This is a genomic window from Achromobacter sp. UBA4530, from assembly GCF_002388205.1.
Taxonomy (GTDB): Bacteria; Pseudomonadota; Gammaproteobacteria; order Burkholderiales; family Burkholderiaceae_B; genus Achromobacter; species Achromobacter animicus.
Genome location: NZ_DGMA01000007.1, coordinates 224559 through 248454, shown reverse-complemented (window position 1 = coordinate 248454; position 23896 = coordinate 224559). Strand labels below are relative to the sequence as shown.

At 62.8% G+C, this 23896-nt stretch carries 16 protein-coding genes; 5 read left to right on the top strand and 11 right to left on the bottom strand.

What is annotated here, in order from left to right; all coding sequences use genetic code 11:
* Nucleotides 1-87: 87 nt before the first annotated feature.
* The 4 genes from B2W22_RS05430 to B2W22_RS05415 form a co-directional block, all read right to left on the bottom strand.
* Nucleotides 88-1332 (bottom strand): glycosyltransferase family 2 protein, encoded by a 1245-nt coding sequence (locus B2W22_RS05430; protein ID WP_286936534.1) that lies wholly within the window; start codon nt 1330-1332, stop codon nt 88-90.
* Nucleotides 1333-1517: 185 nt separating this feature from the next.
* Nucleotides 1518-2726, bottom strand: a complete 1209-nt coding sequence (locus B2W22_RS05425) for a capsule biosynthesis protein (RefSeq protein WP_286936533.1) — start codon at nt 2724-2726, stop codon at nt 1518-1520.
* A complete protein-coding gene (locus B2W22_RS05420; RefSeq protein ID WP_286936530.1) occupies nt 2723-4789 on the bottom strand; it encodes a capsular polysaccharide biosynthesis protein in 2067 nt (688 codons plus the stop codon). Before B2W22_RS05420 ends, B2W22_RS05425 begins: the two co-directional genes overlap by 4 nt.
* A gap of 47 nt (nt 4790-4836) precedes the next feature.
* Entirely contained in the window at nt 4837-5952 is a 1116-nt protein-coding gene (locus B2W22_RS05415; RefSeq protein ID WP_286936528.1) for an aminotransferase class I/II-fold pyridoxal phosphate-dependent enzyme, read from the bottom strand.
* On the opposite strand from B2W22_RS05415, the gene B2W22_RS05410 reads away from it, so the two are divergent.
* The gene (locus B2W22_RS05410; protein ID WP_286936526.1) at nt 5926-6222 is read left to right on the top strand and encodes a hypothetical protein; all 297 of its coding nucleotides are present in this window, start codon (nt 5926-5928) and stop codon (nt 6220-6222) included. The genes B2W22_RS05415 and B2W22_RS05410 overlap by 27 nt on opposite strands.
* On the opposite strand, the gene B2W22_RS05405 is transcribed toward B2W22_RS05410, so the two are convergent.
* Both B2W22_RS05405 and B2W22_RS05400 read right to left on the bottom strand, forming a co-directional pair.
* The gene (locus B2W22_RS05405; protein WP_286936524.1) at nt 6185-13801 is read right to left on the bottom strand and encodes a type I polyketide synthase; all 7617 of its coding nucleotides are present in this window, start codon (nt 13799-13801) and stop codon (nt 6185-6187) included. The genes B2W22_RS05410 and B2W22_RS05405 overlap by 38 nt on opposite strands.
* Nucleotides 13802-14541: 740 nt before the next feature.
* Nucleotides 14542-15135 (bottom strand): RBBP9/YdeN family alpha/beta hydrolase, encoded by a 594-nt coding sequence (locus B2W22_RS05400; RefSeq protein ID WP_175185334.1) that lies wholly within the window; start codon nt 15133-15135, stop codon nt 14542-14544.
* Nucleotides 15136-15402: 267 nt separating this feature from the next.
* On the opposite strand from B2W22_RS05400, the gene B2W22_RS05395 reads away from it, so the two are divergent.
* Nucleotides 15403-16530 (top strand): branched-chain amino acid ABC transporter substrate-binding protein, encoded by a 1128-nt coding sequence (locus tag B2W22_RS05395; protein ID WP_175136576.1) that lies wholly within the window; start codon nt 15403-15405, stop codon nt 16528-16530.
* A gap of 174 nt (nt 16531-16704) precedes the next feature.
* Here B2W22_RS05395 and B2W22_RS05390 read toward each other — a convergent pair whose 3' ends face one another.
* From B2W22_RS05390 to ugpB, 4 genes are all read right to left on the bottom strand, one after another.
* Nucleotides 16705-17793, bottom strand: coding sequence for a sn-glycerol-3-phosphate import ATP-binding protein UgpC (locus tag B2W22_RS05390; protein ID WP_175121632.1), 1089 nt, complete (start codon nt 17791-17793; stop codon nt 16705-16707).
* 49 nt (nt 17794-17842) lie between these two features.
* The gene (gene ugpE, locus B2W22_RS05385; protein ID WP_175121631.1) at nt 17843-18694 is read right to left on the bottom strand and encodes a sn-glycerol-3-phosphate ABC transporter permease UgpE; all 852 of its coding nucleotides are present in this window, start codon (nt 18692-18694) and stop codon (nt 17843-17845) included.
* A gap of 21 nt (nt 18695-18715) precedes the next feature.
* Entirely contained in the window at nt 18716-19597 is an 882-nt protein-coding gene (ugpA, locus tag B2W22_RS05380) for a sn-glycerol-3-phosphate ABC transporter permease UgpA (RefSeq protein ID WP_175121630.1), read from the bottom strand.
* A gap of 225 nt (nt 19598-19822) precedes the next feature.
* Nucleotides 19823-21136: a sn-glycerol-3-phosphate ABC transporter substrate-binding protein UgpB gene (gene ugpB, locus B2W22_RS05375; RefSeq protein WP_175121629.1), complete on the bottom strand. Its 1314-nt coding sequence runs from the start codon at nt 21134-21136 to the stop codon at nt 19823-19825.
* A gap of 192 nt (nt 21137-21328) precedes the next feature.
* Between ugpB and B2W22_RS05370 the strand changes: the two genes are divergently transcribed.
* Nucleotides 21329-21661, top strand: a complete 333-nt coding sequence (locus tag B2W22_RS05370; protein ID WP_286936520.1) for a hypothetical protein — start codon at nt 21329-21331, stop codon at nt 21659-21661.
* Nucleotides 21658-22212 (top strand): queuosine precursor transporter, encoded by a 555-nt coding sequence (locus B2W22_RS05365; RefSeq protein WP_286936518.1) that lies wholly within the window; start codon nt 21658-21660, stop codon nt 22210-22212. Before B2W22_RS05370 ends, B2W22_RS05365 begins: the two co-directional genes overlap by 4 nt.
* On the opposite strand, the gene B2W22_RS05360 is transcribed toward B2W22_RS05365, so the two are convergent.
* Nucleotides 22209-22472 carry a hypothetical protein gene (locus B2W22_RS05360; protein WP_286936517.1) on the bottom strand — a complete coding sequence of 88 codons (264 nt, stop codon included), beginning with the start codon at nt 22470-22472 and terminating at the stop codon, nt 22209-22211. The two genes, B2W22_RS05365 and B2W22_RS05360, sit on opposite strands and share 4 nt — an antisense overlap.
* Before the next feature lie 209 nt (nt 22473-22681).
* Here B2W22_RS05360 and B2W22_RS05355 point away from each other — a divergent pair, with 209 nt between their 5' ends.
* Complete coding sequence (locus B2W22_RS05355; RefSeq protein ID WP_105238831.1) at nt 22682-23797, top strand: high-affinity branched-chain amino acid ABC transporter substrate-binding protein; 1116 nt, start codon at nt 22682-22684, stop codon at nt 23795-23797.
* The last annotated feature ends 99 nt before the right edge of the window (nt 23798-23896 follow it).

Genomic DNA, 23896 nt, shown 5'->3' with positions numbered 1-23896 from the left:
GCCCGCAGCGGGAGGGGGCGGATCACAATCATTGTGTTGTGATCCGGCCACTTGTCGCGTGACGTCCGGTTCGGCCGGCTCGGCCAGTTACCGCCTCAATCCGGATCGCGCGATTCTTAAGAGTCTTTCCGCACGCTTATTTCTGTAGCCTACGCGCTTTGCCGAATGACCACGTTCATCAAGACCCGTCGCCGGGTTGTGCATGAGGGAGGTGGGCAGCCCCATCGCAATCAGCATCACTTCCTTGTGGAACATTAGCCGTCGGTCTCCAAAATACGCTCTGATGCGCTCGAAAAAGTCAGTGTCAGCACCGAATCTGACTTGGTCGAATCTACCAATAGAATCCAAAACCGGTGCGCGCCGTAAAACGAGCGTATTTGGGGACCATTGCCTCAAAGGCCAGACGTTTGGCGAGAAGAAGCGGCCGTTGTGGTCGAGCCTGACATACCTTGAAGTGGCGGCAATATGCTGATCATTTGAATTTAGCCACGTGATTGCCCTTTTAAGCCGTTCTGGGTGAGACCAATCATCTGCGTCCTGAAACGCGACGTATTCTGTGTCGCACATGTCGAGAGCAATATTTTTGGCCCTGTAAGTGCCGACATTCTGATGCAGACGTTTGGAAACAATTTTGTGCGGAAATTCCCGCACGAGATCGCAAATCACGTTCCACGTTTCGTCAGTGCTGGCATCGTCAATAACGATGATTTGGGTGCACACGCCGACCTGATTCAGCATCGAAAGCATTGACGGTTTCAAATATTGTGCGCCGTTGAAAACCGTCATGATCACGGAGACGGTAGGCGAGCCGGACATGGACCCGTGGCTCTCGCGTTCAAGTGGGATGAGCGCCTGGATGTCGAACATAGTGTTCGCCGGATCTTGTAGTATGGGCGACAGGCCCATCTCGTGCCAGTACGCGTTCAGGCATTGCAGCTTTTGCGCAACAGCGACGGCGCAGTTGGCATTAAGCAAGTGCTCGTCCCCAAACGGTTGCGAGACTGAGGACAAGCTACCCCCATCTTGTATCGACAGACGTACGCACTCGTGTAGACGGGTTCTGGCAGTTTTTTTTGACCAGGCGAGGACGGCCGAAGGACTAAGGCGAGTGAGCAATTTTGTAGCCCGTTGCCGTTCTTGCGCGACTTCGGATGTTAAAGACGCCTCGAGGTGCTTTGATGCAATATTGTGGTTGCCCCGAAGATACTCCAGCTTACCTAGAGCAGCTGCGGTGAAGAGCTCGGGCTTTTCCTGATAGATCGCTTCAGCTCTTGCAAGCAGGCCACAGTCCAGCATGCGGTGAATGGTCTCCTGCCTTACGCCGATAGCCATCTCAAATGCAATTTGATGGTAAGGCGAGTGCCAACGGCGGCCGGCTCGCACCCAGTTCTTATAGACGAAACACAGTCTATTCAATCCCATCTCCAATTGCCTACTCTGGCGCGTATTGAGCGCGTCAAGCGCGTGTACTTCGTGCGGGACTGTCTAAGATTTTGGTCTGCCCGGAGGCTTAGACGTCACAATAAAAGTTTACTCAGCGAATTTTTTACCGACAGACCGATTCCAGACGAGCAGTAAAAGCCGCCATTGATCTGAGTATCGTGGATGACCACGTTCCGGAATTTTCGGAACAGCTGCAAGTCTGGCTTGTCTTGATGACTCCAGAATTCAGCGAGCGTCTTTTGATCGGTAAGGCCCGGCATGTCATAGATGGCTCGGCCAAGGGTCTTGGTCGGTTTGCCATGCAGAAGCGCAGATGCGCCCACGGTGCTGTTCACCGTTATGACGCCAGTGCTGCGGTTGATCAACGATGGAAGATGGCCTCCGTCCATGTAGATCACCCGCTTCCCAAGTATGAGCTCCTTGCTCAACCGCCGGATGATTCTTGAGTAATTGACTAGACCCGGATCGAGTGGATGTGCCTTGACAAGCAGTACGGCGTGTTCCGGAGCATGGCGCGCGAAGGACCGCATCACCTTTTCCAGAGCCTGACTCATACTGTCAAAATCCGAATGATGGCTGATCTGCGAGTCGGTGGTGAGTTGCAGTGGGAATAAGAAGTACTGTACGGGCTGCGTATCGAGCGTAACCAACGTTTGAATGGCTTTGGCGCGCCGACGGTTCACGTGCGTACTCATGCTTTTTTTCACATAGCCCGCGTACTCCATTGCCGGAGTATATGGCACGTGACTTTTTACGCCGCGATGGAGAAGTGGATTTAGGCCTGCCCAAAAGTTATAGCCGACGTCGTAGGCTGCTCGCTTCCAGAACGGGGAAACGAACGAGGTGCCATTGTCATAGTTGGGAACTTCCTTTGCGCGCTTTCGATAATAGTCGGGGTCTCGCGGGAGCGCGGAATTGCCGTTCACGCCTCCGCGTTCCAGCGTTACCCAATACGGTCGGAAGTATCCTTCTTCGAACACGTGGACGCGTATGCCGGACTGCTTTGCAAGTTCGATGGCCGAGCGGTGTACGGGGCGACAGTCGCCAAAGAGAACGACGTCCGTTATTCCGTGCGTCTCGAACTCTGCATGGTAGAAGCCCGGCAGGTCGTGCATTGATCCGCGGTAAGAGGTGGCGTCGCCTTGTCGCCAATAGATCCGGTCGCCAACGGAAAAATTGACCTTGCGAACTCGCATGCCTTGCTGGCGCAACGCTTTGGCGAGGGCCGGAAAGAACGGCGAGCAAACACCTTGCAGAAATAGAAACCTTTGTTTGGCGTTCATCGCTTCAGTACAAATCCGGCTTTTGCCCAGAGGCGAACTTTATGCAACTGGCGTTGGAAATAGTTCTTGCGCACGGACTGGATTCCGCCTGTCGCAAGGATGTGGGTGCGCTGAGCGATGATGCGTCGTAATGACGCTTCGCAGGTGGTATATCCGTTCAGCGTCCAATCCCAATAGATTGGATAGTGAAGCATCACACCAGCTATCAGCTCATTAAGCGTGAGGGTTCGGCTGCGTCGAGGAACGCTCATCCGGTCTTCGGTTAGCCCCCAGCCGGAATAGAAAGGCATCCCATATACGACGACCGATTTTCCGCGCAGCAGCGCATCGAACCCGCTTAGCGAAGTCATCGTATGCACTTCATGGCACACGTCCAGGCAACTGGTTATCGATACCTTGGTTTCAATGTGATCGGCATAGCGCAGTGCGTCTGAAGCATGCACCTTACCCTTCCGATTCTGCACGGCCACGTCGGGGTGGGGCTTGTACACAATGTAGGAGTCAGGACGCGCTTGTCTGGCAGATTTGAGCAGCGACAGATTGTCATGCACGAGACCGCATCCGTACCGGATGGAGGCGTCGTCCTCGACCTGTCCAGGTACGAGCACCACATGGCGGTCGTGCGTGCGCCATGCAGGAAGCTGGGCGGGCTCGATGTTGTACTTGGTGAGATCGTTGTCGACGATCAGCCGGCGCACGCTGCTGGCGCGTTCCGTGTCCTGCGCGGTAAACGTGCGGGTATTGAGCAACGTTTCGAGGTCATGGGACTGGCGCGCGTCGAAATAGAGACCCGCTGCATCAAGCACGAGCGCATGCGGCGGCACGAAGTCGGATCCCAGTCCCACGGAGCGAATGAATCCGTCTTCCATTCGCAGCAATGTGGCACCCGTACGCTGCGCCAGATCGACGGTCGCGGGCGAGGGCGAGGCCCCCCATACAATCAACCGGTCATCTGAGTTGGGGACCAATTCACTGGCCGCCTTTGCGTGCGGTACAAAGTGGATCTGCTCAGGATCAGGGCCCAGAAACGGACGAACGTTTGTGGCCTTCCAGCGGCGATAACCAACCGCGATACTTCTGCCGGTCATTGCACGCTGCATGCGCCGCTGCAGATCGAGCCATTCAATGACTCCAAAAATGGACCCCGGCTGAAGCGTCTCGGGGTCGAGATAGCGTGTGTAATGCAGATAGGCTGCCGCAAACAGTTCGTCTGTATTGCGGCGTCGATGGCGCCGCTCGCATTTCAGTCGATCCGTCGTTGCACCCCATCCGGCATACCAGGGCATGCCGAAGCAGCTCACCGGAAGCCCATGCAGCAGCGCTTCGAATCCCAGTTGTGAGGTTACGACATAGACTCGGTCGACTTGGCGAAGAAGACTGCCAGGCGCGATGGGATCGCGCAGCAAGATCGTCTTGTTGTCTTCGGCGGTTTCCGATAGGTAACCCTTTTTTGATCCGTGGCTGACCTCGGGATGCGTCTTCACATAGATCGTTGCGCCCGGATTCTCATCACGCGCGCACTGAAGCATCTCAGCGAAGGTTTCGGTACGTGCCAGCCCGAAACCAATGCTCGTATCGCCGACTGTCTGGTCGACGACAAGGATTTTGGGACCGTGGGCTGGGCCGGGCAGGGTGTGACTATCGGGCGCGAGGTTGTATTTGCTCAGGCCTCTGGCGATGATCTGGTCTCGCGCGTCGGAGTATGCGGCGCCTGCACCGCTTAGAACATCGCCGTTGGAGGCAAGCAGGCCCTCGAGTTGTGATTCGCGGTCGGCCGCATAATAGATGCCACAATCATCCACCACGAGCGAGAGCGTCGGGTACTGCTGTCCAGTGCCATAAGAACGGAGGAATCCATCCTCCAATCCGATAAAAGGCAATCCGTGTTTGGCCGCGAGCGCTCGCGGCCGTGTCGTGGACGGGCGGAATCCCCACCCTGCCAATGCGCTGATGTTCCTGGAGGCCGGAAGTTGACCCGGTCGTAAATGAACGAGCGGTTGCCCAAGGAGGGCTTCAATGCCCGGGAGTTGGGACAAGCGGCGCGAATAGGTTCCGATGGTCACGAGCTTATTGGCAGAAAACGCAGTTGAGTGAGATGACGAGTCGGGGATCAATGCGATTGCGCGAGCGCTTGCACTGTTCTTTGAATTTCGGATTCAGAATGGGTGCAGGAGATAAAGAACCTCAACCTCGCCGCCTTCTCAGGTACGGCGGGATATAGGATCGGCTGGACGTTAATTCCCAGCTTGAACAACGCAGCCGACACTCGCGTCGCCTTCAACGAACTCCCCGTAATCGCCGGCACCACCGCCAACCCGGTACTCGTTCCGGTATCAATCCCCGCCGCCTTCGCCTGCTCCAGAAAAAACTTCCCCCGCGCCTGCAGCGTTGCAACGCGATCCGGCAGTTCCTTCATCCGCCGCAACGCCGCCAGTGACGCCGCAGCCACCGTCGGCGGCATCCCCACGCTATACAAAAACCCCGGCGCCAAGAACTTCAAATGCTCAACCAGCGCCGTTTCACCGGCGATATACCCGCCGCAGCCAGCCAGCGTCTTGCTCAGCGTCCCCATCCAGATGTCGACGTCCTTGCCGTCCATTCCGAAATGCTCACGGATGCCGTAGCCACGCGCGCCCATTACGCCGAGCGAATGCGCTTCGTCCACCATCAGGAAGGCGCGATGGCGTTGTTTGACTTCAACGAAACGAGGCAGGTCGGGGTAATCCCCGTCCATGCTGTAGATGCCTTCCAGCACGATCAGCACGCGTTCGAACTGGTGCCGTTGATCGCGCAGGATGGCGTCGAGCGCTTCCCAGTCGTTGTGGCGGAAGGGCAGGCGGCGGGCGCCTGACAGCTGGATGCCTTGCAGGACGCTGTTGTGGATCAGTTCGTCATGCAGGACTAGGTCACGCGGGCCGAAGAGGTAGCCGATCGTGGAAACGTTGGTGGCGTGGCCGCTGACGAAGGTGATCGCGTCGTCCACGCCGTAAAGCGCCGCCAGCTCGGCTTCCAGTTCGCGGTGCACGGGGCGTTCGCCCGAGACCAGGCGGCTGGCGGATACCGACGTGCCGTAGCGATCGAGGGCGGCCTTGGCTGCGGCGATCACGGCCGGGTCGCCGGACATGTTCAGGTAGTTGTAGCTGGCATAGTTGATGTAGCCGTTGCCATCGATCTGCGTGCGCGCGCCGGCGGTGCCTTCGTGCAGTTTGAAGAAGGGGTTCTTCACGCCCAGGCGACTGGCGCCATCGTTGATGATGCGCAGTTGCTGATAGCCGGGATGCAGGTGGAACCGATAGTGTTCCTCAGGGATCTCGGCTTTCTTTTCGGCGGGACGCGCAAGCGCGTGCGCGCCGGGCTCGGCCGCCTGGCGAAGCTTGCGCTCCAGCGCCTGCTGGATGAGTCTGTCCTTGATGCCGGCGGCAAGGCCGGGCAGCTTCTTTACGGTGCTCACTTCAGTCCTACTGGATCATGCGTTGCTTGGAAAGGCTTCCGCTGAGTTTGATCTCATCGACGAACTCCGTGACCGAGCTGGAAGTAACCTCCGCGGCGTGGCTCGCGACCACCTGTTGCACGCTGACGGTGACGGCGTCTGCAGCGTCGGCGTCGTGTTCGTCGCGCAAGAGGAGCACGAGCTTCTCGGCGAGTTTGGCCGGGGTGGGGCTTTCGCTCAGCGCCATGACCGGCAGGCGGATGCCGAAGCGGTTCTCCAGCGCGACCACCAGTTCCACGCCCATCAGCGAATCGAGGCCCAGGTCATAGACCGACCGGGTGGCTTCGATCTTGTCGGGCGCGACGCGCAGGATTTCCCCGATCTCTGCCTTGAGCATCTCGGTGAAGCGTTCGTGCAGGGCCTCGTCGTCGAGCGTCGCAAGCAATTGCGCGATGTCGTCCGCGCTGCCGTCGTCCTCGCCCGCATCGGCGCTGCGGCGGGCGATGTCCGAGAACTTGGGCAGTCCGGCCGAAGGAAGGAAGCGGCTCAATGCGCGCCAGTCCAGTTCCAGCACGCCCAGTCCGGATGCGTCGGACACCAGCATGGCCTCCAGCGCGTCCAGCGCGACGTGGGACGCGAGGGCGCCGCCGCCCATCCGGCTCTGGAGGGCGTCCTTGATTTTCTCGTTGCGGGCCAGGAAGCCGACATCGTCGATGGCGCCCCAGCGCACGCAGGTGGCGGGCAGGCCTTCGGCGCGGCGCTGCGCGGCCAGGCGTTCGAGCCAGGCGTTGGCGGCAACGTAGTTGCTCTGCCCCGGGTTGCCGAACAGGGTGGTGGCCGACGAGTAGAAGATGAACAGGTCCAGGGGCAGAGCACGCGTGAGGTCGTGCAGGTGCTGGGCGCCCAGCACTTTGGCGGCTAGGGTGCGTTGGATCTGTTCGGGCGTGGCGCTGCGGGCGAGGCCATCGTCGATAACCACTGCGGCGTGGACCACGCCCTTGAGCGGCGGAAGCGTGGCTGCGGTTTCCTGCAGCAGGCTGGCCAGCGCGGCCCGGTCGGTGACGTCGCAGGCGGCGGCGTGGACGCGTACGCCCTGGGCTTCGAATGCCGCGATGCCCGCCTGGGCGGTTTCGCTGGCGGGGCCGCTGCGGCTGATCAGGACGAGGTTGCGTGCGCCGCGCTCGGCCAGCCACTGCGCGGTTCGCAAGCCGAATCCGCCCAGTCCGCCCGTGACGAGATACGTGGCGTCGGCCGGCAGTGCCAAGCCGTCGGTGGGCGGCGCAACAGGATGATGCACCCCGCTGATGCCGTTGCGGTAGGTGACGACGATCTTGCCGATCTGTCGCGCCTGCTGCATGTAGCGGAACGCGTCGACGATGTCGTTGGCGTCGAAGACGGTGTAGGGCAGCGGGTGCAGTGCGCCCTGGCGGAACAGAGCCATCATCTCGCCGAACAGCCGCTGCGTGAGGTCGGGCCGCTCGTTCATCAGTTGGTCGGCGTCGATGCCGAAGTAGCTGATGTTGTTGCGGAACGGACGCAGCCCGATGCGCGTGTTCTCGTAGAAATCGCGTTTGCCCAGTTCAAGGAAGCGGCCAAACGGCTTGAGCACGCGCAGGTTGCGGTTGATGGCTTCGCCGGCCAGGGAGTTCAAAACGACATCCACGCCGCGTCCGCCGGTGTCGGCCAGGATCTCGTCGGCGTAGGACAGGGAGCGCGAGTCGTAGATGTGACGCACGCCCAGCAGGCGCAGGAGGTCGCGTTTCTCGTCGGAGCCGGCGGTGGCGTAGATCTCGGCGCCCAGGCATTGGGCGAACTGGATGGCCGCGATGCCGACCCCGCCCGCGGCGCCGTGAATCAGGATCTTCTCGCCTTCTTCGAGGCGCGCCAGGTGCTGCAGCGCGTAGTAAACCGTGAAGAAGGTGCTGGGAATGGTGGCGGCGGCCTCGAACGAGAAGCCGTCGGGAATGTGCGAGATGGCGCTGGGACGGGTCAGCACGCGGTCGCCAAAGCTGGCGGGTCCGAAGCCCACCACAGCGTCGCCGACGCTGTAGCCCGAGGCATCGGGTCCGACGCGGGTGACCGTACCGGAGAATTCGAGGCCCAGGGTAGGGCCGGCAAAGCCGTTCTCGATCGCTTCGTCGGACAGCAGACCCAGCGCGTACATGACGTCGCGGAAGTTCAGGCCGGTGGCTTCGATGCGTACTTCGAGCTCGTCGCCGGTCGGGGCCGGCGCGGGGCACGATTCCCAGCGCAGGTTGCGCAGCTGACCCGGAAATTCGAAACCCAGGCGCACGGCTTGCGCGTCGGCGTCTTGTGCCGTTTGCGGAGCCGGACGCGCGGCGAGTCGCAGGCGCGGCACGTAGCGTTCGCCATCCGGCGCGAGGAGGATTTCGTCCTCATCATCCACGGACGTCAATTCCCGCGCCAGGGCGTCGGCCATCTGGCCGGCCTGGGCCAGCGGCACGTCGACCATGCGGATGCGGTAGTTCGACGCCTCATTGGCCAGCGTGCGACCGTAGCCCCACAGCGAGGCGTCGTTCAGCGCGTGCATGCCAGCGGCTTGCGGCGCCTGGCGCAGGTACTGCGCGGCATCCGCCGTGATGAGCCAGACGGTGGCAGGCACCTGCGTGCGCTCGCACGCCTGGATGGTGGCGGCCGCCATCGCGCAGCGGCGCGTCTGCTTGGCAAGCAGTTCGTCGGGCGTTTCGTGCGCGTCCGCCCAGGCGAGGCCGGCCAGGTGCACGATGTGTGCCACCGGCACGGACGCGTCGCCGGGAAGCAGGGCGTCGAGGGCATCAGGCGCAGCGTCGGTCACAAGGCGGACCTGATGGCCGGCTGCTCTGAGGCTGGCTTCCAGGGACTGCGCCAGGAAAGCGCCATGCTCGGGGTTCCGGTCGGCCAGAATCAGCCAGCGCGCAGGCGTGGTGGCCGAAGGTTGCGGCGGGGCGGCGGCCAGGGCGGCGTCGAGGCGGGCGGTCAGCAGGTAGGCGCCGGTCGCGAGCGAATCCGTGAACCCCAGCGGCGCATCGCATTGCAGGCCGAGCGCCAGCAGCTCTTCTTGCCAGAAGCGGGCGGGTTGCTGCGTGGAAAGCTGTTCGCCTTGTTCGCTGGCCTGCCACCACTGGGGGTGGCCGCCGAAAACGAAGTCCGCCCACGTGGCAGGATGGGCGCCGCAGAACACCAGCTCACCGCCCGCCCGCAGGCTGGCGCGGGCGTGCTTGAGTGCAGCGCGGGCGGCGTCAAGCGTGTCGAAGTCGCAGTGGAAGATAACCAGGTCGCAACGCGCAACGGCGGCATCGCCATCCTTGGCGATGCGCTCGATGCGGGCGTTGGGATAGCGCTCGGATTGCTGGTGGCCGACGTGGTCCAGCATGTCGGCATCGGTCGAAGCAAAGCAGTAATCGGCCACATTGAAGTCGAGCGCGTCGCAGCAACTGAAGTTGAACAGCGGCGCGGACTGGCCGACCTCCATGACGGCAAGGCGCTGGCCAGGCAGGCGTGCCGCCAGCGCCTGTTCGAGCACGGCGCGCAGCGCGAGTCCCAGGCGTTGACCGCTGGCGGCTCCCAGGAGGCTGCGCAGGATGGTGGCAGGGGTGGTGGCGCGCGGGCAGATCTGATCGACGGCCGCTTCGCCACGCAGCAGGGCAGGCAGGTGCAAGCCGACGCGTCCGACCGCGTGGACGATTTGCGCGTAGTCAGGATATTCGCGCAGCAGCGTGTTCCAGATGTCTGAAGCGGCGCCTTCGCCGTCATCGGCAGGCAGGTCGATGCCCGAGGCCCGCACGTCGATGTGACCAGCCGACGTCAGCCGGCCGATGACGTTCTGCAGCAGCGGCGCGGATTCCGGCGCGTGACGGCCTAGTTCGGTGATCAGCGCCTGCGGCACATGCTTGCCATCGGGAGCGATGACGCGCAGCGCGTCCACCGCGAAGCTGTCGCACAGGCTTTCCAGCAGCGGGTCGACTTCGTCCGCGTAGCGCGCATGCGCCCCGCCAGCCTTGCATTCGGCAACGGCGCCTGCGAGCGCGGCGCGAAGGCCTTCGTGGCTGACCGGATTGGCGCCGAACGGCGCGTGTGGGCGCGGGATGGCGACCGTGTCAAGGAAGCTGAGGTGGTCGGCTGCCGCCTTGCGCAGGCGGATGCTGCGAAAGCGCGCCTGTTCGACGGCGGCGATCTGCACGCCTTCCGCGTTGTAGATCTCGAAACTCGCGGTGAGCGAATGCGGGGCGCGGCGTTCCAGCCGCACGCGTGCAGCGGCGGGCTGGCCGGCGTTGGCGCGCAGGCTCAGACGGCCGATCTTGGACGGCACGTAGGCGATGCCCAGGCCCATCGCGGGGTCGTTCCGCAGCAGCTGGATGATGAGCTGGAAGGTGCAGTCGAGCAGCGCCGGGTGCAGGTGCGTGGTGTCCAGTTCCGCGGCGAGGGAGGCGTCGGGTTCAAGCACGGCGAGCGCACTGGTCCCGGATTCGATCCAGCCGTGGCTGACGGCGCGGAAAGCCGGGCCGTAATCCAGCCCCACGGCGCAAGTCAGCGCAGTATGGCTGTCGCCCGTAAAGTCGGGCGCGCGATCGGGTAGCGTCAGTTCAGCCTGCGTCAGGCGCGTCAGGCGCGGTTCGCGCAGCAGGCGGCCACTGGCGTGCCTGACCCACGGTTCCGTGCTGCCGGTGTCCTTCGCGTTGATGCGGAAACGGCCGTCGCTGTCGTCGAGATGCAGCCGCAGCAATTTGCTGGGCGCGGCGTTGAGCAGCAGCGGGGCGTGGATTTCCAGATCTTCGAGTTCGGCGCAGTCTGCGCTGCCGGCTTGCCACCGCAGCGCGGCGGCAAGGGCGATCTCCGCAAAACCGGTGCCAGGGAAAACGACCGCGTCGCCGACGACGTGGTCAGCCAGCGCGGGATGAGATTGCGTGTCGAGCTGGTTTTCCCAGCTGTGCTCATGCTGCGGCATGGCGTAACCCAGCAGCGGGTGCGCCAGGCGTCGCGCGAGCTGGCCCAGGGATTCCGAGGTGACCGGGTGCCAATGGCGCTCGCGTTGCCAGTGATAGGTCGGCAGGTCGACGAACGGGCCAACCCACGGAAAGAGCGACTGCAGGTCCAGTTGGCCGCCGCTGACAATGACTTGGCCGGCAGCGTTCCAGATCTTTTCCGGATCGTCGCCGCCGCGCGTGGCGGTGCTGAGGACACGGCCCTGCATGTCGGCAGTCTTGAGCGTGTCGTTCAAGTAGGACCGCAGGACCGGGTGCGGGCCGACTTCGACGTAGACGTTGCGGCCTTCGGCGGCCAGGACATTCGCGGCTTGTTCGAAGCGCACGGCCTCGCGCACGTTGCGCCACCAGTAGCCAGCGTTGAGTTCCGCGCCGTCCAGCAGCGTGCCGGTAACGGTGGAATAGAAGGGCACTTCGCCCGCGCGCGGTTGAATGTCTGCCAGCGATTCGCGGATGCCGGCTTCGATGCTGTCCATGGCCGGGCTGTGAAAGGCGTAGTCCAGATCCAGGCGACGATGGAACAGGGATTGCGCGGCCAGCGCGGCTTCCAGTACGCCAAGCGCATCCGGCGAACCGGCCAAGGTGGCGCCACGGCTGCTGTTGAAGCCGGCGACGCAGACGCTTGCGCCCAGGTTGTGCTGGGCGATCAGCGCCAGGGCTTCCTCGCCGCTGATGCCCACAGCCGTCATGCGGCCGAGTCCCCGGGTCTGACCTTGCAGGCGGCTGCGCTGGAAGATGACGTGGACGGCGTCGGCCAGGATCAGCGCGCCACACGCCCACGCGGCAGCGACTTCGCCGACGCTATGGCCGATGACGGCGCACGGCACGACGCCGCGCTGCGCCAGCATGCGGGTGATGCCCACCTGAAGCGCGAACAAGGCGGGTTGGGCGACTTCGGTGCGTTCGTAGCGGTTGGATCCGTTCTCGCCGGCCAGTTCCTTGCGCAGCGAGAAATCGGCGTATGCGGAGAAGAGCGCGTCCACTTCATCGACGGCGGTGGCGAATACGGGATCGGCCAGCAGCCGACGCCCCATGTTGGTCCATTGCGAACCGTTGCCCGAATACACCAGCACCGGGCCGCTGGCCTCCGGTACAACGCTGCCAGCAACGACGTGGGCGTTGGCCTCTCCGCTTTCTGCGAACTGCTGGAGCACGTCAGCCACGGCGTTGCACTGCGTGCCGAACACCACGGCGCGCTCGTTGTGCCAATCGCGGCGCATAGCGGCGTGGTAAGCCGCGTTGTAGAGGAACTTGGCTGGCTGGCCGCGCAGGGCCTCTGCCATGTCGGCGGCCGCGGCGCGCAACGCGGGGACGGATTTGCCCGACACCACGACCGGGATCGGGGCCGTCTTGGCCATCTTCCCTTCGGTGGCCGCGCCGCGCGGCGGGGCGCTTTCCAGGATCACGTGGGCATTGGCGCCGCCGAAGCCGAACGAGTTCACGCCGACGATCAGTTTGCCGGCAGGCCGCAGCTTGCGGTTCTGGGTGACGACGTCCAAATTCCAATCCTGGAACTCGATCCTGGGATTGAGCGTCTTGATACCGATGGTGGCGGGCACCTCGCGGTGGCGCAGCACGTACAGCGCCTTGACCAGCCCGGCGACGCCGGAGGCGGCCTCCAGGTGGCCGAGATTGCTTTTCACGGAGCCGATCGGCAGCGGTGCGTCCTTGCTCCGTTGCTGGGCCAGGGCCAACCCGATGGCGCGGGTTTCGATCGGGTCACCGACTGCCGTGCCGGTGCCGTGCGCTTCCAGGTAGTCGATTTCGGCGGGCGAGATGCCAGCCTGCTCATAGGCCTGGCGCATCAGGGCCGCTTGCGCGTCGGCGCTGGGAACGGTCAGGCCAGATTTGCGGCCATCGGTATTGACGGCCGTTCCCGCGACTACCGCCAGAATGTTGTCGCCGTCGGCGATGGCCTGGTCGTAGTCCTTGAGCAGAAACATGCCGCCGCCTTCCGAACGGACGTAGCCGTCGCCCGAGGCGTCGAAGACGTTGCAGCGGCCGCGCGGGGACAGCATGGACGCCTTGGAGAACGTAATGAATCCGTAGGGATGCAGGTGCAGGCTGACGCCACCGGCCAGCGCCTGGCTGCATTCGCCCGATTGAATGGCACGGCACGCCTGATGAAAGGCGACCAGCGACGACGAACATGCGGTGTCCATCGCAATGCTGGGGCCTCGCAAGTCCAGGAAGTACGACAGGCGATTGGCGGCGATGCTGGCGGTGTTGCCGGTGGCCATCGACGCGTCGACGGCGCCCAGATCTTCGGCAATGCGATAGGCGTAATCCGAGCTGGCAATCCCGATGTAGACGCCACAGTCGGAACCGCGCAGTGTCGATGCGGGAACGCCGGCGTGCTCCACCGCTTCCCAGCTCATTTCCAGCAGCAGGCGCTGCTGCGGATCCATGAGCGCTGCCTCGCGCGGAGAAATGCCGAAGAATCCGGCATCGAATCCCGAGACGTCTCCGATGGAGCCGGCGGCGAAAGTGTAGGCGGTGCCGGGATGATCCTTTGCGGGATGCAGGTAGGCGTCCGCAGACCAACGATCCTCGTCGACTCGGGTAACCAGGTCGCGGCCTTCCAGCAGAGCAGGCCAATAACTGTCATTGGTGGTGCTGGGGAATCGGAACGACAGTCCGATAATGGCAACGCGCTTACGCATGCGGAGTCCTTCTGGGCCGACCGGAAGGCGGCGGGTGTTGAGCTGAATGCGATGAGTGTGAAGTCTGATTCAGCACGCTGAATCAGACTTATGACCGGCGTGTCCGCCGTACACGATCAGGGGGAATGGGATGGCCCGGGCCAGCGTTCAGGCGCGGGCAGTGGATCCCAGGATAAGCGGACAACTCCGGCCTGCGTGGGGAGGCAGGGTGACGATGCTTGCGCGCGCTCGGCGCAGATGGCGTCCAAGCGTAATGAGATTGCTCTGCATTTTCGTTTTTTTGTGGCGGCCTTGCCGGTATCGCGACCCTGCCTTCCGCGCTTCAATCAAAATGTAAGCGGGTTGGGGGCGTCGCAGCCGCCGTAACATTTAGATAAGGCGGCCATTTTACTATATGTGTCGGATTTGTCCGAACCAGTGTCGGTACGTGCGAATTACCCTGCACAGCATTAACTCGAAACGGCGCTTCTTGCGTACGAGTTATCAAGGCGCGACAGCTTACCAATGGGGCTGTAACGAAATTTGCTCTAAATCGATCAAAACGATTCACAGTGGGGCGGGAGCGGCGATTGAGCAAGCAGTGCGGGCGCGTATTGGTTCGTTAATGTGTGAAGCGCCAAGTCGCATTATGTGACGACCTATTACCTGAGCGCTGTGCGCGCCGAAATTGGGGCCGGCGAACACAGTCCCGCAACGTCCAGGAGGCGCGCGAAGGTGGCGCGCCGTCCGTCGCAATCAATCTACAAGTCATACACCGGAATCGGCGGAATGCGTTTGGCCGGCGGCGGAATTCGCCACGACGCTCTGCGGCGCAGCGCGCCCAGCAGTTTCAGCCCCTGCGGCCAGTCATCCAGGCCGCTTTCCGCATTGATATGACCGGCGCCGGGCAGGACGACGACACGGCTTCCCCAGTCCGCCGCGAAGACGCGCGCGCGTTCCAGCGTGCAATAGGGATCGTTGTCGCTGGCAACCACCACGCTCTGGAACGGCAGCGGCTGGCGCGAAATGGGCGCGAAGCCGCGCAGACAATCGGGCATGTCGGCGCGTTCGACGTCGGCGGGTGCGACCAGCAGTGCGCCGGCGACCTTGGCGCGCAAGGGCACGGGCAGGGCGGCGCTGATCAGGCAGCCGAGGCTGTGCGCGACGAGCAGGACCGGGCTGCGGGCTTCGTCGACCTCGGCGGTCAGACGGGATATCCAATCGGCCGCGCGGGGATTTTCCCAGTCGTGCTGCTCGATGCGCCGGGCGTTGGGCAACAGGGCCTGCCACCGGGACTGCCAGTGGTCGGGGCCGGAGTTTTTCCAGCCCGGGACGATTATCGGTTGGAGTCTCATGCGGCACATGATGCCGCCGCCGTTTAGTAACTCAAACGAATTAATGGTCTTTTGCATATACGGCGTTCGGAATAAGGGCGGCGGTGCGAATCATGCCGCGGTGCAATAAAAAAACCCCGGAAAACCCTGCGCCAACCGGCCCAAAAGCCGCGAAATTTCAGTGTATGCTTGCCGGGCAAATGCACCGCCAACGGGCATGACATCTACGTTTCCGGCCGTCAGCCCGTTGATGGATCAACGATTAAAAGTCATTCGAGGAGTCCACTCATGAAGCCAGTTTTCCGTCTGACCCCGGTCATCGCAGCACTGGGCGTCGCCGCTGGTTTGACGTTTGGCGCGGCCGCGCACGCGCAGACCATCAAGATCGGCGTCGTCGGCCCCACCACCGGCGCGGTCACGCAGTATGGCGATATGGTCCGTGAAGGGGTCGATACCGCGGTCGAGCGCATCAACGCCGCCGGTGGCATCAATGGCAAGAAGCTGGAAACCGTGGTCATCGACGACGGCTGCGAACCCAAGCAGGGTCCCAACGCCGCCAACCGCGTCGTCAACAGCAAGATCGGTTTCGTCGTCGGCCACGTGTGCTCGGGCGCCACCATTGCCGCCGCCGACATCTACAACAACGAAGGCGTGGTCATGGTGACCCCGTCGGCCACGTCGCCGGCACTGACCGACGGCAAGAACTACGAGTTCATCTTCCGCACTATCGGCCGTGATGACCAGCAAGGTCCCGCCGCCGCCAAGTTCATCCTCGACAAGATCAAGCCCAAGAAGGTCGCCGTGCTGCACGACAAGCAGTCGTACGGCCAGGGCATCGCCACCGCGGTCAAGAACGACCTGGAAAAGGGCGGCGTGGCCGTTGCCGTGTTCGAAGGCATCAACGCGGGTGACAGCGACTACTCGGCCGTCATCACCAAGCTCAAGAGCCAGGGCGTGGACTTCGTCTACTACGGCGGCTACCACCCGGAGATGGGCCTGCTGCTGCGCCAGGCGGCCGAGCAGGGCGTGAAGGCCAAGTGGATGGGTCCGGAAGGCACGGGCAACCCGGACATCAACGCCATCGCGGGCGACGCCGTCGAAGGCATGCTGCTGACGCTGCCGGCCGACTTCACGCAGAACGCCGCCAACGCCGACATCGTCAAGGCATTCGAAGCCAAGAAGCGCAATCCCAGCGGCGCGTTCCAGATGACCGCCTACGCGGCCACGCAAGTCATCGCGGACGGCATCAAGGGCGCGGGCTCGGACGATCCCACCAAGGTGGCCAAGTACCTGCACGCCAATTCCTTCGACACGCCGATCGGCAAGGTGTCGTGGAACAAGCAGGGTGACCTGACGAACTTCCAGTTCGACGTGTTCACCTGGCACAAGGACGGCTCCAAGACCGTCTACAAGTAGATCGCAGTGCGGCGGGCCGCTCCAGGCTCGCCGCGCGCGAATGGCGCGGATCGGGTGCAGCGCATCCGGCCACACGCACCAGGCGCAGCAAAAAAGAATCGGGCCGCAAGCGATCAGCTTGCGGCCCGATTTGTCTTGGCGCCTTGGAAAGCAGGGGGCTGATGCCCCGCCTGTCTACAGACCCTGGACGCGGCGGCCGGTGTCGGCCTCGAACCAGTGCAGGGGATGGCGGCCGTCCGGGCCCACGTTGACCTGCATGCCGACCTTGGCGGACGACTCGGAAAGCTGGCGCGTCGTGCAGCGCACGACCAGCGTGCTCTTGCCGCAGCGGGCGTGCACGAGTTGCTCGGAACCCAACGTCTCGACCATTTCGACTTCGGCGGGAATGCCCTGGGTGTTCAGCAGCATGTGCTCGGGGCGCATGCCCATGATGATCTTGCGGCCGCGGACCTGCGAGGGAACCTGCAGCGGCGAGATCTCGAGCTGGTTGCCGTCGGCGGTCTGCACCGTGCCGTCGCCAGCGACCTGGACTTCCATCAGGTTCATCGGGGGCGAGCCGATGAAGCCGGCGACGAATGTCGAGGCGGGCTTTTCAAACACTTCCATCGGGGTGCCGATCTGCTCGGGAACGCCCTGATACATGACGATCATGCGGTGCGCCAGCGTCATGGCCTCGACCTGATCGTGCGTCACGTACAGGCTGGTCGTGCCCAGGCGGCGATGCAGCTTCATGATTTCCAGACGCATCGCCACGCGCAGCTTGGCGTCCAGGTTGGACAGCGGCTCGTCGAACAGGAACACCTTGGGTTCACGCACGATGGCGCGGCCCATCGCGACGCGCTGGCGCTGGCCGCCCGAAAGCGCGCGCGGACGGCGGTCCAGCAGGTGACCCAGTTCCAGGATCTGCGCGGCGATGTCGACGCGCTTCTTGATCTCGTCCTTGGAGAATTTGCGGATCTTCAAGCCATAGGCCATGTTCTCGAACACGGTCATATGCGGGTAGAGCGCGTAGTTCTGGAACACCATGGCGATGTCTCGCTCGGCGGGTTCCAGGTTGTTGACGACCTTGTCGTCGATGACGATGTCGCCGCTGGTCACGGTTTCCAGGCCGGCGACCATGCGCATCAGCGTGGATTTGCCGCAGCCTGACGGGCCGACGATGACGATGAATTCACCGTCCTTGACGTCCATGTCGATGCCATGGATGACCGGCACGTTGCCGGCATAGGTTTTCTTGACGTTGCGGAAGCTGAGAGTAGCCATGAGATATTCGTGTTCGAAGTCGTTTTCGGTAGGCGAGGGATGGGCGCGATCACTTCTCAGTGTCGACCAGACCCTTGACGAACCATTTCTGCATCAGGATGACGACCAGCGCCGGCGGGATCATCGCGAGCATGGCGGTGGCCATGGTGATGTTCCATTCGGTCACGCTGTCGCCGCCGCTGATCATCCGCTTGATGCCGATGACGACGGGGTACATGTCTTCCTGCGTGGTGACCAGCAGGGGCCACAGGTATTGGTTCCAGCCGTAGATGAACTGAATCACGAACAGCGCGGCGATGCTGGTCTTGGACAAGGGCAGCAGCACGTCAAAGAAGAAGCGCACGGGACCGGCGCCGTCGATACGCGCAGCCTCGATCAGCTCGTCCGGCACCGTCAGGAAGAACTGGCGGAACAGGAACGTGGCCGTGGCGGACGCGATCAGCGGCAGGGTCAGGCCCGCATAGCTGTTGAGCAGGCCCAGATCGGCCACGACCTTGTAGGTGGGCGCGATGCGGACTTCGACCGGCAGCATGAGCGTGACGAAGATCATCCAGAAAAAGAACATGCGGCCCGGAAAGCGGAAGTACACGACCGCAAAAGCCGACAGCAGCGAGATCGCGATCTTGCCGATCGAAATCGCCAGCGCCATGATCAGGCTCACGTACATCATGCGGCCGACGGGCGCGCCCGACGAGCCGCCTGACGAACCGCCAAAAAGCGCCTGCATGTAGTTGTCCACGAAATGCGGACCGGGAATCAGGGACATCGGCGCCTGAGCAACTTCCTGCGCGGTCTGGGTGGACGCGACGAAAGTGACGTAAAGCGGAAATGCCACCATCGCCACGCCGCAAAGCAGAATGACGTGGGCCAGAATATCCAGCCAGGGACGGCGTTCAACCATTGTTATCAGCCTCGGACAAAATCAGTACTGCACTTTGCGGTCGACGTACCGGAACTGTACGACCGTCAAGGCAACCACAATGAACATCAGGACGACGGACTGGGCGGCGGACGAACCGAGGTCCAGACCGCGGAAGCCGTCGCTGTACACCTTGTAGACCAGGATCGAGGTCGCCGTGCCCGGACCGCCTTGCGTCGTCGTGTCGATCACGGCGAAGGTGTCGAAGAACGCGTAGATGATGTTGACCACCAGCAGGAAGAACGTAGTGGGCGACAGCAGCGGGAAGACGATGGTCCAGAAGCGGCGCGCGGGGCTGGCGCCGTCGATCGCGGCGGCTTCGATGAGCGAGCGCGGGATCGATTGCAGGCCGGCCAGGAAGAACAGGAAGTTGTACGAGACCTGCTTCCAGACGGCCGCGATGATCACCAGGGTCATCGCCTGGTTGCCGTCCAGGCGGGGATTCCAGTCCACGCCCGATTTGCGCAGGGCCACGGCCAGGATGCCGACCGACGGCGAGAACAGGAACAGCCACAGCACGCCGACGACGGCGGGCGCCACGGCATACGGCCAGATGAGCAGGGTCTTGTAGAGCCCGGCGCCGCGGATCACGCGGTCGGCCATCACGGCCAGCACCAGCGACACGCCAAGGCCAACGCCGGCCACCAGCACCGAGAAAACGGCGGTGACGCGGAAGGAATCCAGGTAGCTCTGTTGCGAGAACAGTTCCATGAAGTTGTCCAGGCCGACGAACTGCGAGGACAGACCGAAGGGATCTTCAAGGCGCATGGACTGCCACATGGCTTGTCCGGCGGGCAGGAAGAAGAACACCACGGTAATGATCAGCTGCGGCAGGAGCAGCAGATAGGGCAAGGTCTTGTGCCCGAATACAACGCGTTTTTCCATAGGGGGAACCCAAGGTACAGAAAAGCGGCGGTTGAAATAACCGCCGCCTGAAACCGCCAGCGCGCATGTCGCGCGTGGCGCCCGGAGCCCGAAAGCACCGGCACTCATAAAAAGCACGATAGGCTTAAAGCCCCTGAAAAACCAGGGCTTTAAGCCTCGTATGTCCTTGTCGCAACATGGAAAATGCTGATTGACAAGGCGGCGGTCAAGTCGCGCGAAAGGGCGTTACTTTACACTCTTCTCGAACTTTTCCAGCAGCTCGTTGCCGCGCTTGACGATGTTCTCGGCGCCGTCCTTGGGAGCAACCTTGCCCGAGACGATGCGTTCGATTTCAGCATCCTCGATTTCGCGGATCTGGGGCAGGAAGCCAAGACGCAGGCCGCGCGATTGGGCGGTGGTTTCGACGTTCAATTGCTTGACGCCGACTTCGGTGCCCGGGTTCTTGTCGTAGAAGCCTTCCTTCTTGGTCAGCTCGTAGGCGGCCTTGGTGACGGGCACGTAGCCGGTCTGCTGGTGCCAGCGGGCGGCGATTTCGGGGCTGGCCAGGAACTTGAAGAACGCGGTCACGCCCTTGTAGGTTTCGGGCTTCTTGTTGGCAAAGACCCACAGCGAAGCGCCGCCGATGATGGTGTTCTGCGGCGCGCCTTGCACGTCGGCGTAGTAGGGCAGGGTCGAGGTGCCGAATTCGAACTTGGCGTTCTTGGCGATGTTGGCGCGCAGGCCGGACGAACCGGTGATCATGGCGCACTTGCCGCTGATGAACAGCGAATTCGGCTCGTCGCCGCGGCCGCCGTACATGAAGATGCCTTCCTTGCCGAGCTTGGCCAGGTTTTCCAGGTGACGCACGTGCAGCGGGGTGTTGATGGCGATGCGCGCATCCAGGCCGCCGAAACCGTTGTCCTTGGTGGCGTACGGCACGTTGTGCCAGGCCGAGAAGGTCTCGAGCTGGGTCCACGACGGCCACGACGTGGTGTAGCCGCATTCCTGGCCAGCGGCCTTCAGCTTCTGGCCGGCGGCGGCCAGTTCTTCCCAGGTCTTGGGGGGATTGTCGGCGTCCAGGCCAGCCTTCTTGAAGGCGTCCTTGTTGTAGTAGAAGACGACGGTCGAGCTGTTGAACGGCATCGACACCAGCTTGCCGTCGGCCGACGAGTAGTAGCCGGCCACGGCGCCGATGAATTCCTTGGGATCGATCGGGTTGCCGGCTTCTTCGGACATCTGTTGCACCGGCTTGATGGCGCCCTTGGCGTACATCATGGTCGCGGTGCCGACTTCGAAGACCTGGAGGATGTCCGGCGCGTTGCCGGCGCGGAACGCGGCGATGCCGGCGTTCATGGATTCACCGTAGTTGCCCTTGTAGATGGCCTTGACCTGGTAGTCGGGGTTCTGCTTGTTGAATTCCTCGACCAGGCCGTTGACGCGGTCGCCCAGGGCGCCTTCCATCGAATGCCAGAACTGGATCTCGGTGGCTGCTTGCGCGGAAGCGCCGGCGAAAGCCGTCATGATGGCGGCAAAGGTCAGTGCAATACGATGGGATCGCATAAAGGGTTCTCCAGTTGGGCGTGTTGCGAACGGGTTGTCCGGCCGCATGAAACACGACACCTTATGAATTGTTTGTGACAAAACCGTGACTTTCACATCACTACAAACGCCTGTCAAATTGCGCGTTTCAGGCGCGAACGAACATTTGTCCCCCGTTTAGCGCAGGGAGTGCAGCGATTACAATCGCGGCCTATGGAAAACGAACTTTCGATTGCGTTCATCGGCGGTACCCGCGCCATGGCTGCGCGCGCCTCGCGCGCGGGTGCCAAAGTATGCGCCGTCAGTGGCGTTCATGTCATTGACATAAACGAGGAAGATGCCCGCGCCGCGCGGGCCGGCGAGACGGGTGCCGAGGGGGACTCGGGCGAGGTCCGGACGCTGGTCGGCCGCCTGTTCGCGGCCGAGACACGGAACATGCAAGGTGTTGTGGCTTGGACACGTCAGTGGCGCTGCGGCATCGCGCGGTTGACGCGCAGCGCGTCCGATGCCTGGGCGCGCGGTTGGGCCGGGGCGGGCGTCAAATGAAGCCGTCCGCCACACGCTTTCCTGCGATGACCCGCCTGCAATTCGGCATATCGGTGCTGTGCATGCTGGCCGTCGTGGTCGGCTCCAACATCTTGGTCCAGGTGCCGCTCAATGACTGGCTGACATGGGGCGGGCTGTCCTATCCGGTGGCGTTTCTGGTCACCGACGTGCTCAACCGCCGTTTCGGCCCGGCCGCCGCCCGGCGTGTGGTGTGGTTTGGCTTTGCCGCCGCCTTGGCCGTGTCGGTATGGGTGGCGTCGCCGCGGATCGCGCTGGCTTCGGGTTTGGCTTATATCTGCGCGCAGCTCGTCGACATCCAGGTGTTCGACCGCCTGCGCGACCAGCGCTGGTGGCGCGCGCCGCTGGCGTCGGGCGTGCTGGGCGCCATATTGGATACGGCGGTGTTCTTCAGCGTGGCATTCGCCGCCACCGGGGCGCCGTGGGTCACATGGATGCTGGGCGACCTGGCGATCAAGCTGGTCGTCAATATCAGCATGCTGGCGCCGTTCCGTGCGCTGATGTGGAATCTGGCAAAGCCTGCAAACGCCTAGCCGAACTTGAACCCGCCTTCGCGGCGTAATGAATGCGCGCGTCCGATGCTGATCTCAGCAGGACGCGCGTTTTTCATTAATGCGCCGGACATTATTTTTGAGGCCTTTCTGGGGTACGTAGTAAGTCCCGCGTAAGCACTGTATTTAAATGCGAGTTTAAACACCGTATTAATCCACTCGGTATTAATCGCCAACCATAAATCCCGCAAAAGCGCCAGCAGACAACGCAGCCGGAATTGCGATTTCTCCAACGAATTCACGGCACTACGCGGCCTATCCGTCACGAATAAAAGCCCCGCGTGAAATATTGGGGATTACACGCAGTGACAGTATGACGGCTTGCTTTCAGAATACCGCCCACACCGTGTTTTTGCCCAAGAAGCCGGCGACGGGCAATGCGGACGTAGGGGTACTCTCCCGATAAACCGTGTTGGACAGAGCCGCTCAAAACCTCGCTGGAGAACTCCGCATGAAGTTTCTGAATCGCCTTACCCCGGTAGCCATGGCGCTTGGGGCACTTGCCTTGGCTGGCGCCGCGCACGCCGCCGACACGATCAAGATCGGCATTCCCCAGCCCATGACCGGCCCCAACACCCAATACGGCGACCAGATCCAGGCCGGCGCGCTGACCGCCATCGAGACCATCAACGCCAAGGGCGGCGTCAAGGGTAAAAAGCTCGAGCCGATCCTGATCGACGACGGCTGCGAACCCAAGCAGGCCGTGCCCGCCGCCAACCGCGTGGTCAACTCCGGCGCCAAGTTCGCCGTGGCCCATGCGTGCTCGGGCGTCACGGTCGCCGCTGTGAAGGTCTACGAGGAAGAGGGCATCGTCGGCATCACCCCGGGCGCCACGTCGCCGCTGGTCACCGACACGATCAAGCCGCACTTCTTCTTCCGCACGATCGGCCGCGACGACCAGCAGGGTCCGTACGCCGCCGGCTACATCGCCAAGACCTTGAAGCCGCAGAAGGTTGCCGTGCTGCACGACAAGCAGACCTACGGCTCGGGCGTGGCCACGCAGGTCAAGGACGCGCTGGCCAAGGAAAAGGTCAACGTCGCGCTGTTTGAAGGCATCAACGTCGGCGACAGCGACTACTCGGCCATCATCACCAAACTGAAGTCCTCGGGCGTGGACCTGGTCTACTTCGGCGGCTACCACCCCGAGCTGGGCCTGCTGCTGCGCCAGGCGCGTGAACAGGGCCTGAAGGTCCAGTTCATGGGTCCGGAAGGTACGGCCAACCAGGATCTGGTGGCCATTGCCGGTCCGGCCATCGACGGCCTGCTGGTCACGCTGCCGGCCGACTTCACCAAGCTGCCGGGCAACGAAAGCATCGTCAAGGCCTTCAAGGACGCCAAGCGCGATCCGGACGGCGCCTTCCAGATGCCGGCCTACGCCGCGGTCCAGATCCTGGCGGACAGCATCAACGCTGTCGGCGAAGATCCGGCCAAGGTTGCCGACTACATGCACAAGACCACTTTCAATACGGGCATCGGCAAGGTCGAATACGATGCCAAGGGCGATCTGAAGGACTTTGAGTTCGCCGTCTATAAGTGGGACAAGGACGGAAAGAAGACCCAGCTGTAAACTCGCGATCCCGCCGGCGTGTTGCCGGCGTGTAGGGCCTGCTGTCTCCGTCTTGCCGAAATCCGCGTAGCGATGCGCCAAAAGCGCTGTGCGGCCGGC

Coding starts and splice junctions, on each gene's coding strand:
- B2W22_RS05430 (WP_286936534.1), bottom strand. CDS start 1,332: ATGGCTATCGGCGTAAGGCAGGAGACCATTCACCGCATGCTGGACTGT.
- B2W22_RS05425 (WP_286936533.1), bottom strand. CDS start 2,726: ATGAACGCCAAACAAAGGTTTCTATTTCTGCAAGGTGTTTGCTCGCCG.
- B2W22_RS05405 (WP_286936524.1), bottom strand. CDS start 13,801: ATGCGTAAGCGCGTTGCCATTATCGGACTGTCGTTCCGATTCCCCAGC.
- B2W22_RS05400 (WP_175185334.1), bottom strand. CDS start 15,135: ATGAGACTCCAACCGATAATCGTCCCGGGCTGGAAAAACTCCGGCCCC.
- B2W22_RS05395 (WP_175136576.1), top strand. CDS start 15,403: ATGAAGCCAGTTTTCCGTCTGACCCCGGTCATCGCAGCACTGGGCGTC.
- B2W22_RS05390 (WP_175121632.1), bottom strand. CDS start 17,793: ATGGCTACTCTCAGCTTCCGCAACGTCAAGAAAACCTATGCCGGCAAC.
- ugpE (WP_175121631.1), bottom strand. CDS start 18,694: ATGGTTGAACGCCGTCCCTGGCTGGATATTCTGGCCCACGTCATTCTG.
- ugpA (WP_175121630.1), bottom strand. CDS start 19,597: ATGGAAAAACGCGTTGTATTCGGGCACAAGACCTTGCCCTATCTGCTG.
- ugpB (WP_175121629.1), bottom strand. CDS start 21,136: ATGCGATCCCATCGTATTGCACTGACCTTTGCCGCCATCATGACGGCT.
- B2W22_RS05370 (WP_286936520.1), top strand. CDS start 21,329: ATGGAAAACGAACTTTCGATTGCGTTCATCGGCGGTACCCGCGCCATG.
- B2W22_RS05365 (WP_286936518.1), top strand. CDS start 21,658: ATGAAGCCGTCCGCCACACGCTTTCCTGCGATGACCCGCCTGCAATTC.
- B2W22_RS05355 (WP_105238831.1), top strand. CDS start 22,682: ATGAAGTTTCTGAATCGCCTTACCCCGGTAGCCATGGCGCTTGGGGCA.